13 protein-coding genes are annotated in these 17,326 nt (G+C 38.1%); 2 read left to right on the forward strand and 11 right to left on the reverse strand.

Annotated elements, in window-relative coordinates; all coding sequences use genetic code 11:
* Position 1: 1 nt before the first annotated feature.
* Positions 2-2,032: an SUMF1/EgtB/PvdO family nonheme iron enzyme gene (locus tag ACFG4S_RS09695; protein WP_392534593.1), complete on the forward strand. Its 2,031-nt coding sequence runs from the start codon at positions 2-4 to the stop codon at positions 2,030-2,032.
* Positions 2,033-2,315: 283 nt separating this feature from the next.
* On the opposite strand, the gene ACFG4S_RS09700 is transcribed toward ACFG4S_RS09695, so the two are convergent.
* From ACFG4S_RS09700 to ACFG4S_RS09715, 4 genes are all read right to left on the reverse strand, one after another.
* The gene (locus ACFG4S_RS09700) at positions 2,316-2,858 is read right to left on the reverse strand and encodes a transposase (RefSeq protein ID WP_392534594.1); all 543 of its coding nucleotides are present in this window, start codon (positions 2,856-2,858) and stop codon (positions 2,316-2,318) included.
* 329 nt (positions 2,859-3,187) lie between these two features.
* Positions 3,188-3,556, reverse strand: a complete 369-nt coding sequence (locus tag ACFG4S_RS09705) for a hypothetical protein (RefSeq protein WP_392534595.1) — start codon at positions 3,554-3,556, stop codon at positions 3,188-3,190.
* 785 nt (positions 3,557-4,341) lie between these two features.
* Positions 4,342-5,556, reverse strand: a complete 1,215-nt coding sequence (locus ACFG4S_RS09710) for a DUF790 family protein (protein ID WP_392534596.1) — start codon at positions 5,554-5,556, stop codon at positions 4,342-4,344.
* The gene (locus ACFG4S_RS09715) at positions 5,486-7,084 is read right to left on the reverse strand and encodes a DEAD/DEAH box helicase (protein ID WP_392534597.1); all 1,599 of its coding nucleotides are present in this window, start codon (positions 7,082-7,084) and stop codon (positions 5,486-5,488) included. Before ACFG4S_RS09715 ends, ACFG4S_RS09710 begins: the two co-directional genes overlap by 71 nt.
* A 205-nt stretch (positions 7,085-7,289) precedes the next feature.
* On the opposite strand from ACFG4S_RS09715, the gene ACFG4S_RS09720 reads away from it, so the two are divergent.
* Entirely contained in the window at positions 7,290-8,582 is a 1,293-nt protein-coding gene (locus ACFG4S_RS09720) for an adenylate/guanylate cyclase domain-containing protein (RefSeq protein ID WP_392534598.1), read from the forward strand.
* Between the two features lie 508 nt (positions 8,583-9,090).
* On the opposite strand, the gene ACFG4S_RS09725 is transcribed toward ACFG4S_RS09720, so the two are convergent.
* From ACFG4S_RS09725 to ACFG4S_RS09755, 7 genes are all read right to left on the reverse strand, one after another.
* A complete protein-coding gene (locus ACFG4S_RS09725; RefSeq protein ID WP_392534315.1) occupies positions 9,091-10,356 on the reverse strand; it encodes a hypothetical protein in 1,266 nt (421 codons plus the stop codon).
* A gap of 246 nt (positions 10,357-10,602) precedes the next feature.
* Complete coding sequence (locus tag ACFG4S_RS09730; protein WP_392534314.1) at positions 10,603-11,169, reverse strand: hypothetical protein; 567 nt, start codon at positions 11,167-11,169, stop codon at positions 10,603-10,605.
* Positions 11,162-12,118 carry a hypothetical protein gene (locus ACFG4S_RS09735; RefSeq protein WP_392534313.1) on the reverse strand — a complete coding sequence of 319 codons (957 nt, stop codon included), beginning with the start codon at positions 12,116-12,118 and terminating at the stop codon, positions 11,162-11,164. The genes ACFG4S_RS09730 and ACFG4S_RS09735 overlap by 8 nt, the downstream gene beginning before the upstream one ends.
* A 184-nt stretch (positions 12,119-12,302) precedes the next feature.
* Entirely contained in the window at positions 12,303-13,442 is a 1,140-nt protein-coding gene (locus ACFG4S_RS09740) for a hypothetical protein (protein WP_392534312.1), read from the reverse strand.
* A gap of 220 nt (positions 13,443-13,662) precedes the next feature.
* On the reverse strand, positions 13,663-14,628 hold the full coding sequence (locus tag ACFG4S_RS09745) for a DUF6262 family protein (protein WP_392534311.1): 966 nt from the start codon (positions 14,626-14,628) through the stop codon (positions 13,663-13,665).
* Positions 14,618-16,213, reverse strand: coding sequence for a tyrosine-type recombinase/integrase (locus ACFG4S_RS09750; RefSeq protein ID WP_392534310.1), 1,596 nt, complete (start codon positions 16,211-16,213; stop codon positions 14,618-14,620). The genes ACFG4S_RS09745 and ACFG4S_RS09750 overlap by 11 nt, the downstream gene beginning before the upstream one ends.
* Entirely contained in the window at positions 16,176-17,303 is a 1,128-nt protein-coding gene (locus ACFG4S_RS09755) for a tyrosine-type recombinase/integrase (protein ID WP_392534309.1), read from the reverse strand. Before ACFG4S_RS09755 ends, ACFG4S_RS09750 begins: the two co-directional genes overlap by 38 nt.
* Between the last annotated feature and the right edge of the window lie 23 nt (positions 17,304-17,326).

A 17,326-nucleotide genomic window follows, 5' to 3' on the forward strand; every position in this document is an offset into this window, starting at 1 on the left:
GATGGCAAAAAATTGGGCGATCGCAATTGGTATTAACCAGTATGATTATCTGCAACCGCTAAACTATGCCAAGCGGGATGCCCTGTTAATGCAAGAGTTTCTGGGCAAGGAAGCCGGATTTGAGCGGATATATTTCTTCTCTGATGACTCCCCTGATGTTAGCGGAAAATCAACTCGCCCAAATCGCGCAAATTTGCGTCAAGTTTTCTTAGAATTATTCAATAAACCCTTCATGGAAGCAGGGGATAATTTCTGGTTTTTCTTCAGTGGGCATGGTATAAGACACGCTGACCGTGATTATCTCATGCCCTGTGATAGCAATCCAGCAGACATTGAAGAAACCGCAATTCCGATTAACTTCGTTGCTGAACGCCTACGTCGCTGCGGTGCTGATAATGTTGTTCTAATTCTGGATGCTTGTCGTAGTCTAGGTACTCGTGCTGGCGAAGGCATTGGGCGACAAACCGCAGAAGAAGCACGTCAACAAGGAGTTATTAGCATTTTTTCTTGTAGTCCACAGCAGTATTCTTATGAAATTGAGGCTTTACAACAAGGTGCTTTTACCAGGGCATTACTAGAAGGGTTAGGAATTCAAGGTAAATGCGCTACTGTTGAACGATTGGATCAGTATCTCAAGTTTCGTGTGCCTGAACTGGTTCGTCAGCATAAGAATACAAGGCAAACACCTTATCTTATTGCTGAACCTGTGAATAAATCTCACCTAATACTTGTGCCACGATATGCAACTCTAGCAGATATTGCCACGTTGAAAAATGATGCTTACCAAGCAGAAGTGAACAGGAATTTAGATTTAGCAGAGCAATTATGGATTCGGGTATTAGCTGCGGCTTCAGGGCAAGATATGGAGGCGGTGAAAAGTTTACAAAGAATTGAAGGGTTGCGAAATAGTTCTGCAATTCCTGATTTACCTCAGCAAACAATTCCACAAGCATCTAAGTCAGTCACAAATACACCTATAAGTAAACCTCCTCAAATTCCAACTCCCAAATCAACCTCACCATCCCCTGTTACTAATACTCAAACTTCTGATGCGGGACAATTTGCAACATCTACTATTTCAACACCTTCAACGCCATTAAAAAAACTAATATTGCCTAACTGGTCACGACGACGTGTAATTCAAACTACTGGGTTTGCAGTTGCTGGGTTAGGTTTTACAATTGCAATACCACGTTTTTGGACATCTGGTGATACTAGCAAAAGTGACACTAATACGACGGCAGAAAATCCGCAGGTAAACATCACCAAGGGCAGTAGCAGTATCGGTAAAGCAAAACACTTTGTTGAAGATTTAGGGAATCGTGTCACCCTGGAAATGGTGCAGATACCAGGGGGAACCTTTATGATGGGTTCACCGGAAGGAAAAGCAGAAATATATAAAGATGAAAGTCCACAGCATCAGGTAAAAGTACCTGGGTTCTTCATGGGTAAATATGAAATCACCCAGGCGCAATATCAAGTAATTATGGGTAGTAATCCTTCCAACTTTAAAGGTGAGAAACAACCTGTAGAAAGCGTGAGTTGGGATGATGCAGTAGAATTTTGTAAAAAGTTGAGCAATAAAACAGGAAAAACCTATCGACTACCTAGTGAAGCAGAATGGGAATATGCTTGCCGTGCTGGGACAACTACACCGTTTTATTTTGGTGAAACGATTACCACAGATTTAGTTAACTACAACGGGAACTATCCTTACGGCTCTGCACCAAAGGGCCAATATCGTGACCAAACAACAAATGTAGGAAAATTTCCGCCTAACTCTTTCGGTTTATACGATATGCATGGTAATGTATTGGAATGGTGTAAAGATGTATATAATGACAACTACCAGGGTGCGCCAGAAGATGGTAGTGCGTGGCTAACTGGTAAAGATAATAACATAAAGTTGCTGCGTGGCGGTAGCGGGGTCAACGATGCCGGGTTCTGCCGTTCTGCCGTTCGCTTTAGTTACGCGCGCGCGACTCGTAACAACAATATGGGTTTTCGCGTGGTAGCGGTGGCTGTGGCGTGAGTACTCCCCAAAGTCAGAGTTGATAAGTGGGAATTTATCGAGCATACACCAGGGAGTCCAGACCTGAACCAGCGAGGAAGGCGACAACCTCCGAATATAAAACCGAGTCGGATAGCTTGGTAGCTTGCAAAACCGAACAGTTGTTCGACTCAATTAATTTTGCGATATTTAAAAGTAATTCGTAGGTTGGGTTGAGGAACGAAACCCAACATTACCCATCACAACACCCAACGCTGATGTTGGGTTTCACTTCGTTTAACCCAACCTACAATTTAGGTGATACCTACTCTTTACCAATATCAGAGTCAAATACAGTTGCTTGACCAGCACCCCACGTAATATCATACGTACCCTGACGAACAGAACGATGAAAGCTGGAATATTCCCAATCTTTTGGAGCTTTCACTAAACCATGTTTGACAGGATTGTAGTGAATATATTCAAGGTGATTTTTAAAATCTACCTCGTCTCTAATCAAGTGTTCCCAAAAACGACGCTGCCAAATACCTCGCTCTTTTTTATTTTGCCTAGAATTAGATAGGTTTTCCTGTGATGAAGTAATGCACTGGCGACTAAAATAGCTTTTAATCAAACGCCAACGAGTAGAAAAATTGCGATCGCCCTGTGGCAATGTCCAAATACAGTGCAGATGATCGGGTAATAAAACAAAGGCATCAATTATAAATGGGTGTTGATGCATTACATACCGAAAAACATTTCTTAATAAAGATACGTTAGTAGGTAAGCATAATAGTCTTTGTCTTTTATATGTTACAAGTGTAAAAAAGTAAGTGCCACCTTCGATTGTGGCTCGGCGATATTGCATTGTGTTAATTTTATGATGGTTGAATTTCGCTTTTTATACCAAAGTATTGGTATAAAGGATACCGTCAATTTATTTCTGTTGAGATGTAAGTTAAGAAATGAGTGAAGGGCAATCTAATAAACTAAAGTAGATGTTGGGTTTCGTTCCTCAACCCAACCTACAATTAAGTCTAATTTGGGGTTTGACAATACTTTTAGCCCATTTGCGATCGCTCTCAGCATTCAATTTTAGGATGTGAAAAATCTCTAGAGAAGTAAAGCGGTAGAATCATGCTGCGTTGCCGTTTGCGACAACGCACCTTTGTATAGAGAAACGACGAGTCCAAACAATCACTTCACAGATATCACTGTTTGGTTTCCTACTGGACGTGCTTTTTTACGGATTGACCTACGGGTTCCACCAGCCATCTCATATTCATCACTATTTTTGCCATAGTGAGATGCAACATTCAGCAGCATTTGCTCAGAATAAGTATTCAATTCACGTTCTGCTTCTATTAATGCATTGTGTGTCTTATCTACTATTGTTTGTGCTTGATTATAGGCTGCTAGCTTTTCTCGCAAATCAATGACTTTAGTGTTGTAAATAGCAATTGAAAACCCATTATTAAAGTCTAACTGACGATTAATTGTCTCCATTCCTTCAATCCGTCGTTCAGCCTTGGTCAGTGCGGTGGAGTTTCGTTTCCGTTGCGTCATATAATTTTCCTGTTTAGATTAATTTATAAATAACCTTGATAGTTATGTACACTGAGTTATTTATATATCTTTAAGATACGCAACTGGCAGATATAAGAGCGACAGTGAAGTTACAGAATTTTGAAACAATTGGATGGCATTAGCCAACTAGATAGATGCAGGTATATTTGCGGAAATTTATTGAGAAAAGCTGGTTTATGAGTCGCAAAAGCTGGTTTACGAGTAACAAAAGCTGGTTTACAAGTCGCAAAAGTTGGTTTACGAGTTGCAAAAGCTGGTTTACGAGTTGCAAAAGCTGGTTTACGAGTCGCAAAAGTTAGTTTACGAGTCGCAAAAGTTAGTTTACGAGTCGTAAACTAGGATTGAGTCGTATTTATGATGTGTAAGCGATCGCTTATACCAATTCTGTATGAAGATGCGCCAAACTATATGAGGAACGAACCGCAAAGGGTTCAAAGGACACAAAGAAGAAAGAAAATTTGGCGCAGCCTCACAAAGAAATGGTATTACAAAACTAAAATTTGTGTGTCCACAACTATATAGACGAATTTGCAAGTAAGTGAAGTACAAAATACAAGACTAAAAATTCAGATATCAAGAATTTGTAATCAAACTCAGTTACTTATTAATGGGAGCATCTCAGTTTTGCAAATGCACCCTAAATCGACCCCCCTTAGTCCCCCCTTACTAAGAGGGGAAACAAGATATTTGCTCCCTCTCCTTAGTAAGGAGAGGGTTGGGGTGAGGTTGAAAAAGCTTTCTACAAAAGTGAGATGCTCCCCTTATTAATCCATTACAGCTAATACAGCTTTTGGCAATAACTTATCTTTAAACCAAACAATTCTCGCGGGGACATCATTTAATTTAACTCCCGCTTTTTCTAAATTAAGTCGCTCGGAAATTGCCAAAATTAAGTCATCACGTCCAGCACGTCGCACCTGAGAAAACTTTTTTTGTAAATATTCTGGTCGCCAATAACCAACAATTTCTAATAAAAAAGTGCGTCCATCAGAATGCACCAAGCGAAAATCTGGAATCATCACACTACCGGGAATTGGAATCAAATCAACTTCTCGCTCTAAAGCCCAACCACTTTTCAACGCATCCCATTTATCAGCAAAAGATGCTTCTAGCATACTGTCGTAGGGCTTACCTGGTGGATAATGAGATACTAAACCACATTCCGAATTGAGAGTAAAACGTCCAGTTTTCCAAGTATTTGTATAGGCGTCGCGGGTTTGGAGAATCGACGAAAGACTCCATTTTGTAACGTGAAGTAAAGCCGGAATCAATTTAGCGATCGCCAACCCATAGCGCGTACTAGGATTAAACAAACTCGTCGGTCCATCTATGGTAATTGTAAATCCGTGGTCAGCATCGCCTTCAATATAAGCCATCAATTGAAACAACTTGAGATAGCGAAATAACAGCTTATATTCACCCGGAACATTCCGGTGAGCATTTAACACCAGTTGACTGGCTTTATAAAACACACCCTGCACCTGAGATAAGTTATATCGATTTAACAAATCTGATGCTATTGGTGCATCAAAAACAGTCAAAATTTTGTTTTCAGATAAATCAGCATATAATCCAGTACGAACCTGTTCTGCTAAAACTTCCTGCTGAAGTTCTTGAGTTAACTCATTAGCAACTTTATCAAGAGTAACTTGTGTTGATTCTCGACTAGAAACAGACTTTGCAGCCAGAGAAAACACCCGTTCTCTTAACATCTGTGGTTCTAAAGGACTAACCACCTCAAAAGTGCAAAAGCTGCTTTTGAGAATATAAGCTAATCCCCGCTTCACCCGATAATCTGTAGAATCTCCTTCAAAATCAGTCAGTTGTCGCTCAAGCACACCCTGAGTTTTCCCCACCGCTGATTGAAAATAGTTAATTAACTCAATCGCCAACTCTGAAGTTTTATTATCAATCTTCAGTCTCTTCGGGATGATCTCCTCCCCGTTTTGGCGATGCATCAGTAAATCTGTCGGTAACATCTGAATTTTTATTTTTAGATTTTGAACTTCCCGTTGAATAATTAATTTCTAACTGTTCCGCCGCCTTCAAACTTCTTTCCTTCCCACTCCCATACACAACCCGCAAATTCCCTTTCTTCTCCCCTTGTCCCCTTGTCTCCTTGTCCTCTTGTCCTCTTATCCTCTCCCCTCTCCGCCTAGCCGAAGTCCCTTCCTCACTCGTATCCTCCGCCACCACCTCATACAAAATCGCCTGTTTATTCTCAATATTCCCCTTCCGTAAAATTCTCCCCAATCGCTGAGTATACTCCCTAGCCGAACCCGTTCCTGATAAAATAATTGCAACAGTTGCCGCAGGTACATCAACACCCTCATTCAACACATGAGAAGCAACTAAAGTATTATATTGACCCTCTCGAAATTTTGTTAATATTTCATGCCGTTCCTTCACAGGAGTTTGATGAGTAATTGCTGGAATTAATAACTCCTGAGAAATACGATAAACCGTTGTATTATCAGCAGTAAAAATCAAAATTCTTGCGGGATAATGTTCTGCCAACAAATTAATCAAAATTCGCAGCTTTCCATCAGTACCCAAAGCGATATCTTTCGCTTCTCGGTGCGCTAACATCGCTCTACGTCCGGCTTGCGATCGCGCGCTCATTTGCACGAACATTTGCCAACCTTGCAGACTCCCCAAAGAAATTTTTGATTGCTTCAAAAAGTCGTTGCGAGTTTGAATTAACTGGTTGTATCTTTCCCGCTCAAGTTGCGATAACTTTACCTTGATTTGAACAATTTCATGTTCTGCTAACGCCTTCCCCGCCAAATCCTCAGCGCGTTTGCGATATACTTCTTCGCCAATGAGGATATTTAAATCAGCGTGTTTACCATCGGTGCGTTCTGGTGTCGCGGAGAGTCCCAGACGATAAGGTGCGATCGCATATTCAGCAATTACCCGATTAAAATCTGTGGGTAAATGATGACATTCATCGAAAACAATCAACGCATATTGATTTCCCAACGTCTCAGCGTGAATTGCAGCACTATCGTAAGTTGCAATTAAAATTGCCGTTCTATCCCGCGAACCACCCCCCAGCAGTCCCACCTCAGCATCGGGAAAAGCCGCCGCCAAATGTGCATACCACTGATGCATTAAATCCAAAGTAGGGACTACAATCAGCGTCGTGCGTGGCGTTGATTGCATCGCCATTTGGGCTAAATAAGTCTTTCCCGCCGCCGTGGGAAGCACAACCACTCCTTGTCTACCCGCCAGTTTCCAAGCCGCTAGGGCTTCACTCTGATGGGCATAGGGTTCCATTTCCAAAGTAGCAACCAAATCTAGAGGATAAAATTCCTTAGCCTCATCAATAAAATGAACATCTTCCGCTTGTAGGGCTTCTACTAGCGATCGGTATCTAATCGCCGGAATGCGGAATTTTTCAACTCTATCATCCCATGTGGCATAGTCCATCCAAGCCTTGCCGCGTGGTGGTGGATGCAAAATTAATGTGCCACGATCAAAATTTAATGTAGGGGTACGAGCCATTTTGGGGATTGGAGACTGGGGATTGGGGACTGGGGATTAGAGATTGGGGATTGGGGATTGGGGATTAGAGATTGGGGATTGGGAGAATTCTTCCCTAGTCCTCAGTATCTGGTACTCGGTACTCAGTCCCTAGTCCTCAGTCCTCAGTCCTCAGTCCCCAGTCCCCAGTCCCCACTCCCTTGATTACTAATAACGCAAAAAGTGCATGATTCATCCAAATAACTCAGATAAAACTCAGCTAGATGCGCTCATTAGTCATGGAATGTCCCATCGACAAACCAACAATAACCTTGCCGAATTCTACAAAGAACAGCGACAGAGCTTTATGCTGAAACGGCTGCAATTGCAAGCGCAGATTATGCTGGTAGCTGGCTTGACTTTAATCACTTTTTTTTCCTGGACAAATTCACAAGTAGAAGGCAAGATATATGCTTTTAAAATTGGTATTGTAGTAGAATTATTCACTCTTCTTTGTTGGGGTTTATGTAAAACTCCTATCGGTCGCCGCTATCCTGATTTAATTTTTTTGAGTTTATGCTGGGCTGTAACTTGTGTTGTCCAAATTGATATAGCATTGCTATTTAATAGTCTCGAACCGAGAAACAATATTTGGACTCTGATGTTTCTCACTCAGGCGACAATAATTCCTGTGCAATGGTGGATGCATTTAATATCTCAAATTGGAACAATAATTTGTTATTTAACCTTATATATTTTATATAATCCGACATTGAAGAATCCATCAGCTTTTTATGGTGAGCAAGGGCTATATTTCTTTTGGACTTGTACAATTTGTGTTTTTTCGGTCTATTTATACGAACGCCTGCGACAAAAAGAATTTTACGCCCGTAAAGCAATGGAACTAGCGCAGCAAAAATCAGAAATGCTGCTACTCAATATTCTGCCAGAGATGATTGCAGAACAATTAAAACAACAGCCGACGACTATTGCCGATAGCTTTTTGGAAGTTACGGTTTTATTTGCCGATATTGTTGGTTTTACAGAACTTTCAACTCGCACATCTCCAGCGGCATTAGTTGAGTTATTGAATACAATATTTTGTTTGTTCGACCAATTAGCAGAACGTCATGGTGTAGAGAAAATTAAGACCATTGGTGATGCCTATATGGCTGTGGCTGGGTTACCAAATCAGTCAAATACCCATGCTCCAACAATAGCTAATATGGCGTTAGATATGCAAACTGCTATAGCTACGTTTAACGAAGAAAATAACCAATCCTTTTGCATTCGTATTGGCATTAGTACAGGCCCAGTAGTAGCTGGAGTGATTGGGCTGAAAAAGTTTGCCTACGACCTTTGGGGAGATACAGTCAATACAGCTAGTAGAATGGAATCACACGGCATAGCAGGTAGTATCCAAGTTTGTGAAGCAACTTATCAACTTTTAAAAGATAAATATTTATTGGAAAAACGAGGTTTAATCAAGGTAAAAGGTAAAGGTGAAATGATGACTTATCTATTAAAAGGAATTAATTAGGGGAATTGGGCATTGGTGTCAATTTAAGCTAAAAATAGCTTATCTGTTAGAGGTTGTTTGAAAAGTGTTTTGCTGTGACTTTAGGCACTTTTAGATCCCCCCTAACCCCCCTTTTTAAAGGGGGAACCGGAATTAAAGTCTCCCTTTTTAAGGGGAATTTAGGGGGATCTAAAACTTTTGATACCGACAAGAGGACTTTTCAAACATCCTCTTAGCTTACTTACCCGCCTTGAACTGAAGTTCTTTGGCTTTTAGATAAAGTCTACTGAAGTAGACCAAAGATTTTTGGGAATATTTTAGTCATCTAAAAGATGACTTTTGCTATTAGCAAGGAACTTCAGTTCCTTGTGGGACATAACTTAGAAATTATCTATAGCTAAAACCTTAAAATACTTTTAGGACAATAATTTCACTTTGTTTATATATCCAAGAAGTAAGCTCAAATGTTTGTCTATAACGTTAGCCATAAGAACCAAGGGCTAAACTTCTTATACATTACCTTTTTATCTTAACTGCCTAGATTTAACCTTGAATGAAGGGACTTAGATGCAACCGAGGAAGGGTGTCCAGGTAGGCAGTACCTATCTCTTTCTACAATTGCTTTGTAATATTCCCATCTCGATTCTTTGTATTGCTCAACCCACAAATCTGGGTTGCATATTTCTAAGCAAATTTGATTAACTTTATCTTTAATAAATGAGAATTGATTTCCAATTTTACCCGTTGGATCTTTATAGGTATTTTTTATAGCTGGATAAAGTTGGTTCCATACAAAATCATCTAGTCTGACTGCATCTATGTATACTTTTTCCTTGTACTTTTCATCTGCGTGCTTTTGAACTTCATTTAATGCTTGTACACCTTCTTCCGTAATGCCACAAGGAGAAATAAATTGAAACACTAATGATGTTTGAAATAAATAATATGGATTGCTATTCAAGAATCTGCGGAATCGATTATAAGCTAAATCAACATATCTTCTAACTTCGTACACATCTTTTATATCTTCATGAGTAACATAATTAGATTTAATCTCACTGACAATAACGATACGCTCAAGTCCTTTAAACATTGGAACTTCTGGTCTTAATAATAAATCGAATCTTCTGGATTTATTTTTGGAAGTTTTATAATGAACTTTTTGTGCTACTTGCCTCCACGGGCTTAAGTTTGCATAACTTGCAAGGGTGACTATCCATTCCTCTAAAATATCTTCACTTCCTGCCCAACCATAACCATTTTTAATATCTTTTGTTACTTCTGCGATTGGTTTCTCTTTTGACCCTAACGGTATATCTTCAAAAGAAAATAGAGATTCAAGCTTTAAAGTTAATATATCATTAGCAACTAAGGAAGGGATTGCTTCTATCATGTCTAGAGCAATATTTCTTACCTGTTTTGCTATTTCTGAATCTCTAAGAATAAATCCCATACGCATGACTGCACGGGGTGGAAACAAGTTAACTGAAGAAGTTTTTGATGCGAGGTGCATTATGCACCTCGCATCATTTAAAGCTTGCCCACGTAATAATCTTATCCCATCTGCTTCAAATTCATCTCTATGACGCTTGAAGTTTGCATCTATGGTTTCTTCGGAAACTTCATAAAATTCAGCAACTTGTTTTAAGGTAAGCCATCCAGAACCTTCCCATACAGCAAAAAATATTTGTTTTACCTTATTTAAGATATTTTCTGCATCTGAGTTAGATGTTGCTAACAGTTGACTGTCGCGTGCAGTTTTAGACTCAACAAAAATTTCTTGCGAGAATTCCATATTGCTTCTGTTTAACTAGAAAACTTGTATATATTTATACAATACTTTTGACTTGTACTTTATAGTAGTTATTTTTATAAAGTTTATAATTATTTCATTTAAACTTTATTAAGTTATCAGCCAGAGGCTATTCTTTACGTAAAGCAAAAATTATCCCATGAATCGGCAACGCCTTGAAAATTTATCTAAGAAAATTTTCAAGGCGCATTTTGTTTTTGTGTAAGAGTTCTATTAATCTACAAGTAATTAAGGTAGAGATTTTTTTTGTTGCTCAATTTCTTGTGAAATAAGTTTATTAACTCTTTTCAAAACCATTAAAAAAGTTAAAACAAATGAAATAGCCAAGAAAAAAACAAACACAGAGGAAATAGAATTAGCTAGCCCATTATTAAACATAATGGAAATAGAAAGCATAACAACAATAAGCAAAGATAATAATATTTCAAAAGAAATATTAAAATATATTTGCTCCAAAATTTCTACTTTTAAACTGTTAGCTTGTGAGGAATTGCTAGACTTTACAGCTTTTGACGCTGCGTCATAAACAAGAATCAATAAATTAAACAGAAGTCCAGCAAAAATTGCAAATACATTTATTAAAATACCAATCAAATCTTTGTTTAGAACAATCCTAAAAAAAACAACACAGAGACTGATAATGAATGGCACAAGAAAAAATAAAAACAAGTCAGATAGAGAATTATTGGATGCTCCGTATTCTTTTAACGTGCTTAAATGATTGGTCACAATTTCTAAAACATTGATTTTAGAAAAAGTTTGAGGACTTGTCCTAGAAGAGCTAGATTTAGGCATCTATGTTATCCCCCCAAATAGATATCGCTAAATCTTTTAAAAGAGATTTAGCTCTAGAATCCATTATATCAAATTTAGGATGCCCATTTATGTCTAAATCAATGCCAGATATATCTTCATAATATCTTAACTTACCCATGTCTGAAATATCTATTGTTTTATATGAATTGCCAACTCTGACTTGCATTTTAATATTGTCATAATCAAAGTTTTTTACTTCTACAATACTTCCTACGCTTAGGTCATCTGTGTTTAAAAATTTATCAATATTCGTGGTTATCATTGAACGGATGTAGTATGGTAAAATACCATTTTTAGGCGCAGACAAAACTAACTCACATTGCCCTTCAAATTCATTTTCATCCGGCATTCCATTAGGGTGTCTATCAAAAATATCTTTTGGATATCCTTGTTTAATTAATCTCAACTTAATAAATCTACCATTGATATATTCTTTAATTAAACCCCTGGGAACTAAAGGGTTTATGTCTAATAAATATTCATCAGATATTTTAGTTTTGAAATACTGAATAAAGTTATCAAATAATAAAGTTTTAACACCAATATTATTAAATCTTTGTAATATAATTATTCCTTTATCTACTTGAGATGGTAATCTTATTAAAAAATAATAAGGTATAAGTTCAGCATCCAAAGTATTTCTTTCATAAGAAACTGTGTCAGTTACAGTATTTAAAAGCTTAGAGCCATATCCATTTTGTCCAGCTTCAATCTGACCAAAAATAGTCCTATTTTCTTTCTTAATGGAAGTAACTTTTATGACTTCACCCGTTTTGTTGTTGATAGGCGAGATAGGTAAAATATTGGATAAATATTCATAAAAAATGTCAAAAAAGTCTAATCCAAGGACATCTTCAAAAAATAAATAGTGTTTAGAATTTTTTTGTCTTAACCTTAAAGTATATGGAGCTAAAGAAAATTTAGACATAAAGGTTTACAACTAATAAACAAATTTACAAAATCAAAATTCCACTAACATCAATTAAAATAGCTCTAGGGATTGTGGACGATGAGGGATTTGCGCCCTCCAGTACGCAGTTTAGGAGACTAGTCTGGCACTAAGCATCGCCCATGAACTACCAAGCAGTAAGGGTAAAACCTTGCTGCTTCGGTTAAAGTTTTTCGGATTCCAGTTCAGCTATTAATTCTTCAGCTTCCTTGCCACCCAAGTCACGTAATTCTTTGTGTATAGTGCTGAGTTTGCGGCGAAGTACCAGTAATTCCTTAATCTTAGCCATAATTTCCCCGGCTACTTGTAAATTATCTTCCAAAGATGGTGATGAAGTAGAAGTTTCCTGCTGGCTGGTTTCAGATTTCATAGAAATGTTTGCATTACTATCGTCTAAATTTTCGTTAAAATATATTTCTGACACCAGTTGATCTAAAGATGCTAACTGGCTATCCGAAAAAGAGGTGCTATTTGAAGACGAAATTACAGATACGTCGTCATGATAGTGATTCCCATTTTGCGAATCACTCAATTTACTATTTAAATGCTGGTCGTTGCCAGGTAGCAGAAGCCTAATTAATTCAGCATTAATTCCATTACAGAAAAAATAAATATATCCACTCCTACCCTGACCTTTGGTACTAGCCGTTTGCCTACTAAGCCAACCTGAATCTAAAAGCTCCTTCAGACGTTTGTTAATTGTAGTACTATGCAAGCCAAGTTTATTAGCGATTTCAGTTGACATAATGCCAGTATCTGGAATCAGCTTCAAAATAGATTGAATAGTAGGTGAAAATTCTTGTGCTAGGTGTTTTAAATGAAAGAAAAATAAGTCTCTTTCTTCCGTAACATCGTCATCTAGATTAGTACCTGATAAAATTGATTCCAGTAAATTCTCAACTACGGACTTGAGAAGTTTCAAACTTTTCTTACTTTTGTACTTTATTGCAAAATCAATAACTTCAATTGATAAGTCGCTTGCAAGTGAAAATAAATGCTTTGCCTTAACTGCACCTACTCCGACACAAACTTCTCTATAAGTTGCGTATTTTTGGACGTGAAGCTCTTTAATTTGTTTTCTAACAGATGAATCAGAAAGGTGTATTTCTTGAGAAATTTGCTGTGTGCTACTTTCGCCTTTAATTGCTAAACACCGCAAAATTGCCAGTTGTTGTTCTGTTAATTTTGCGAGTTCAATAATTTTAGGCTCTATTTCAAGCTTTTGACGATGCAATTTGATTAGGCATGTCCATTGACTTTGCCGGACAGACTCTTCTAGACTTAATGACGTAAGTCTAGACATAAGCTCACCTCCTAAATGGGTAAGTGTCTTGGCTTCCACCCAAGTAGAGCGAGTGTAGTGGGCTGGAAATTCACATCACCTGCTTACTTAGAGTGGAACTTTGATTTAACTCAAGCAAGCCTTCCTAAGTAATTAGGAAGGTTTGTTCTAACTACTCAAAATAGCATAGAAGAATCTAAAACAGATCCTGCAAATTTTTAAAAATATAAAATTAATAGCATTAAGTTTTATTAAGTTTAGCGTTTTTTATTTGTTGAAGCTCCTCTAAAGGATATCTATCAGTCATTTCAGCGAACTGCATCCACTTATCTTGGGTGGTAATAACGTACTGAACACCTTCATCATAGATAGAAGCTTTGACTAGCCCTAGTGATTGAGCCAGGGTGAACCACTCATTGAAAGCAGCTAACTCTTGCTTTTTCTTGTAGTCCTGATTAGGAACGTAGGAATTTTTGATGGCTGCCATTAAAAAACGAACCCTATCATCTGCTCTATTTTCGGATATCGCTTCCTTAAGGCTGGTAATCGCTTGAAGAGTTACTTCGTTAGGCGCAGAATTAATTGCTTTTTTCAAGGTAGAGTTAATTACAATGCCTAGCTCCTCTAGCTCAAATTTAATTGCGCTATTTATTCCTGAGTTACCTGATTTTTTTTCAGTTAAAGACGCATCTTCGCCCTTTGCAGGACTGGGGAGGCTAGATGGCAATAATAATTTATCGCTACGACTTTTAATAATTTCAATTTCAGCTTTTGTGCCAGCTAACAATTTGGTTAATTCCTCATTTTCCCGCCGCAGAACTGCATTCTCGTCTACCAAAGCTCTCTGTCGTCCATGAATAGTTTCCAAATGTTCTCTCAAGCCTCTATTTTCAGCCTCGATTTTCCTAAGTTTTTCTCTCAAGGTTTTGATGATTGCGTCTTTGGAGGTATCTGAAGCTTTTTGCTTTGGCAAGACTTTCTGGGATTTGGGGTGATTATCCCTAAGATCCTCTATTTGAGCTTTAATTTTAGGCTGTTTATAAAGCCAAGCCTTGCTAACCCCTGAAGCTTGAGCAACCGTATTAAAATTAATGACTTGCTTTTCTTTAATTAATCGCTGAATTCCCTGCTCTACTTTTTTAAATGCCTCTTGGCGCTTTTTTTGGGCATTGTCACGCAGTCCCTCAACATTACGCTCAACCGTCATTTGAGTCCGCCTCCAATCTTGCAATGATTTTTTCTAGATTTGATTTCACCTTTTGGTTCATTTCAACTTGGCGCACCCATCCATTAGCCTCAGCTTTTTGAATAATTTGGTTAGCTTGTTCTAGCTGCTGTTTATGCTCTAGTAAATACTCAGTTGTAGTTCGGAAGTGAGTACAGGTTAAACAAGCATTAGCATGGGGGCATCCTTGAGAAATCGTAGGCAAGGCACAAGAACCATTTGGTAATGCCTGCGCTTGAATATTCCGTTTGAACCACTGCAAATCAGCTATATCTGCCTGTAAATCATTAGGTTCGACAACTTGCCCTGCAATATTCACAACCTTGCCTTGAAACTTTGCAATTTCTTCTTTCATTGTCTGGTCGTGAATATGAGCATAAACCGCCGTCATGTTAGGGCTTTCATGTCCTAAATATCTTTGGACAATGTGCTGAGGAACACCATTATTTATCATCCTTGTTCCGACTGTATGACGAAACTGGTGGGTTTGAAAATGCCATACATTACCAGAGTTGTCGCAAATCTTTCTTCTTTGAGCTAAACGGTTAAGATGATTCGGTAATGTTTTCCGCATCATTACATGAGGGGATGGAACAAAATTAGGTCTAATTGCCCCTACATTTGCACAAAATAAATAGTTAAATTCTTGTTGAGTAAAATGTTTACGGATATACTTCTGTTGTTCTTGAATTACTCTTACGACCTCTCTTGAGATGGGTATAGTAATTTCCTTTTTCATCTTGAATTGGTAATATTTTAAAAACCAATCTCCAGATTTATCCTGCAATAAACAATCAAAGCTAAGATTTACTAGCTCTGAAATTCGCATTCCACACTCTTGCAATACTAATACCATTCTCATTATTGGCTCTGCCAAATCATCTAGGTATTGATTAAGTTGCTGCATTACCTCTTCTGGAATGTAGCGAGGCAGTCTTTTTTCTATTTTGGGGAAATCTTCAGGACGAACCAAATACCTTCGGACATCAAGCCATTGATATTGATAAGCAGCATCAAACAATAGCTTTGCATCGCTAATACACTTATAACGGGTACTAGATGCTAATTTTTGACTTGCTAAATATATTGTGTACTCAGTAATAATATCGCGGTCTATATTTTCTGGAATGATGTCAGGGTAGTTTTCTGCTAAGAATTTTGACAATTTTCTGATTGAACCAAGCTTCTCTTGTACAGAAGCAAATGTGATGGAACTCAAGCAAACTTTTAAATAAGTTTTTGCTGTTTGTTTCAACCAGTCCTGCTTTATAGGGACGAAATTTAGTTTATAACTGGATTTCCCTACACCACCCTCAACTCCCAATGCACGACAATCCCAAACATCTTTAGAATACTCAAGTTTGGGATTAATACTTGTTTCAGGAAACTCTTGATTTACATCCAGTACCTCTGGTGTAAAAGTTTTGTAGCACCGCTTGCATATATAAATTTGAGTACCAGACGGATTTTTACCATTTTTTCTGAAACTGGTGCTTTTACACCTAGTACAGTTGATAAACTGATAAACTTTATTCTGGTTCTGAATTGCTTTCTGATTCCGTATCATATTCATTATTCAAGTATTGACTCAATTCTCTTTTCATGTCTTCATTGCTGACATGAACGTAGGTGTTGAATGTGGTTTGAATGCTGGCATGGTCTAATCTCTTTTGCACATAAGCCATGCCCACACCTTGACGAATTAGTTCTGTAGCGTGAGTATGCCGAAAAATATGGGGGTGAACAGCAATACCAGTTTTCCTCTTGAGGCGATTGAACAAATCCATTACATTGCTATAAGTCATAGGAGAACCAATCCTTCCATCCCACAGATTGACAAAGACATAATCGCTAAGGTCGTCGCCAAGTATCTCCATAAATTCATCTTGCAGATACTTACTGTATAAGCCCATCAATTCTTTCGAGACATGAAGATCAAAAGGAGACTTCGTTTTAGCACGAGCGCCATTGGCATTATTGCTTCTAGGAATGACTTTGATTAAATTGTCCCAAGAATGAATATCCTCATGTCTTAACCCCAAAGCCTGTCCAATTCGCATACCGCTTTCATGCAACAAACAAAGTAGGAATTTATCTCTAAGTCGGGTACAGGAATTAATTAATTCCTCTACTTGTTCAGGAGAAAGTGTTTTGGGTAGACGCTTTGGCTCTTTCAGTTTGAGTAAACGAGTTCTAACTGATTTACTTTTAGTGATATGGTGCAGAAAACCTTTGTATTTCCGCCCAGGCATTACCTGTGACCGATAAAGCGGAATATGAGGAACCTTACCCGTTTTTTCGTGAAAATCGTAAAGCATACAAACCGATGTCAGAATCAAGTTTACAGTTGATTCTGTACGCTTTGCTTCTTGCTCTTGGATTGATAGAATACCTTGGGGATTAGGACTTCTGAGCCATGACATAAAATCAGCAAGCTCAATCACACCCATTTGTGTCCAATCTAGGTTATGAGCTTGCAGGTATTCAAAGTATTGCTTTAGATGGTGAGCGTAAGACCTAATTGTGTTTGGCGATCGCTCGATGCTTTCTAAGTATCTTAAAAACTGCTCGATTGGAGCAATTGGCAAATAATCAGCACCTAAGACCGTCCAAGTAATTTGGTTACTGTCAGGGATACGTACCCTTTGAACTTTCACAGTACTTTATAGACGTTTATTAC

It is taken from the genome of Nostoc sp. C117 (assembly GCF_043099735.1).
GTDB lineage: Bacteria > Cyanobacteriota > Cyanobacteriia > Cyanobacteriales > Nostocaceae > Nostoc.

What these genes read in the sequence shown, in the direction of transcription:
- ACFG4S_RS09705 (WP_392534595.1), bottom strand. Translation starts at nt 3,556, where the DNA reads ATGACGCAACGGAAACGAAACTCCACCGCACTGACCAAGGCTGAACGA.
- ACFG4S_RS09740 (WP_392534312.1), bottom strand. Translation starts at nt 13,442, where the DNA reads ATGTCTAGACTTACGTCATTAAGTCTAGAAGAGTCTGTCCGGCAAAGT.
- ACFG4S_RS09730 (WP_392534314.1), bottom strand. Translation starts at nt 11,169, where the DNA reads ATGCCTAAATCTAGCTCTTCTAGGACAAGTCCTCAAACTTTTTCTAAA.
- ACFG4S_RS09715 (WP_392534597.1), bottom strand. Translation starts at nt 7,084, where the DNA reads ATGGCTCGTACCCCTACATTAAATTTTGATCGTGGCACATTAATTTTG.
- ACFG4S_RS09745 (WP_392534311.1), bottom strand. Translation starts at nt 14,628, where the DNA reads ATGACGGTTGAGCGTAATGTTGAGGGACTGCGTGACAATGCCCAAAAA.
- ACFG4S_RS09750 (WP_392534310.1), bottom strand. Translation starts at nt 16,213, where the DNA reads ATGATACGGAATCAGAAAGCAATTCAGAACCAGAATAAAGTTTATCAG.
- ACFG4S_RS09725 (WP_392534315.1), bottom strand. Translation starts at nt 10,356, where the DNA reads ATGGAATTCTCGCAAGAAATTTTTGTTGAGTCTAAAACTGCACGCGAC.
- ACFG4S_RS09700 (WP_392534594.1), bottom strand. Translation starts at nt 2,858, where the DNA reads ATGCAATATCGCCGAGCCACAATCGAAGGTGGCACTTACTTTTTTACA.
- ACFG4S_RS09710 (WP_392534596.1), bottom strand. Translation starts at nt 5,556, where the DNA reads ATGTTACCGACAGATTTACTGATGCATCGCCAAAACGGGGAGGAGATC.
- ACFG4S_RS09695 (WP_392534593.1), top strand. Translation starts at nt 2, where the DNA reads ATGGCAAAAAATTGGGCGATCGCAATTGGTATTAACCAGTATGATTAT.
- ACFG4S_RS09720 (WP_392534598.1), top strand. Translation starts at nt 7,290, where the DNA reads ATGATTCATCCAAATAACTCAGATAAAACTCAGCTAGATGCGCTCATT.
- ACFG4S_RS09735 (WP_392534313.1), bottom strand. Translation starts at nt 12,118, where the DNA reads ATGTCTAAATTTTCTTTAGCTCCATATACTTTAAGGTTAAGACAAAAA.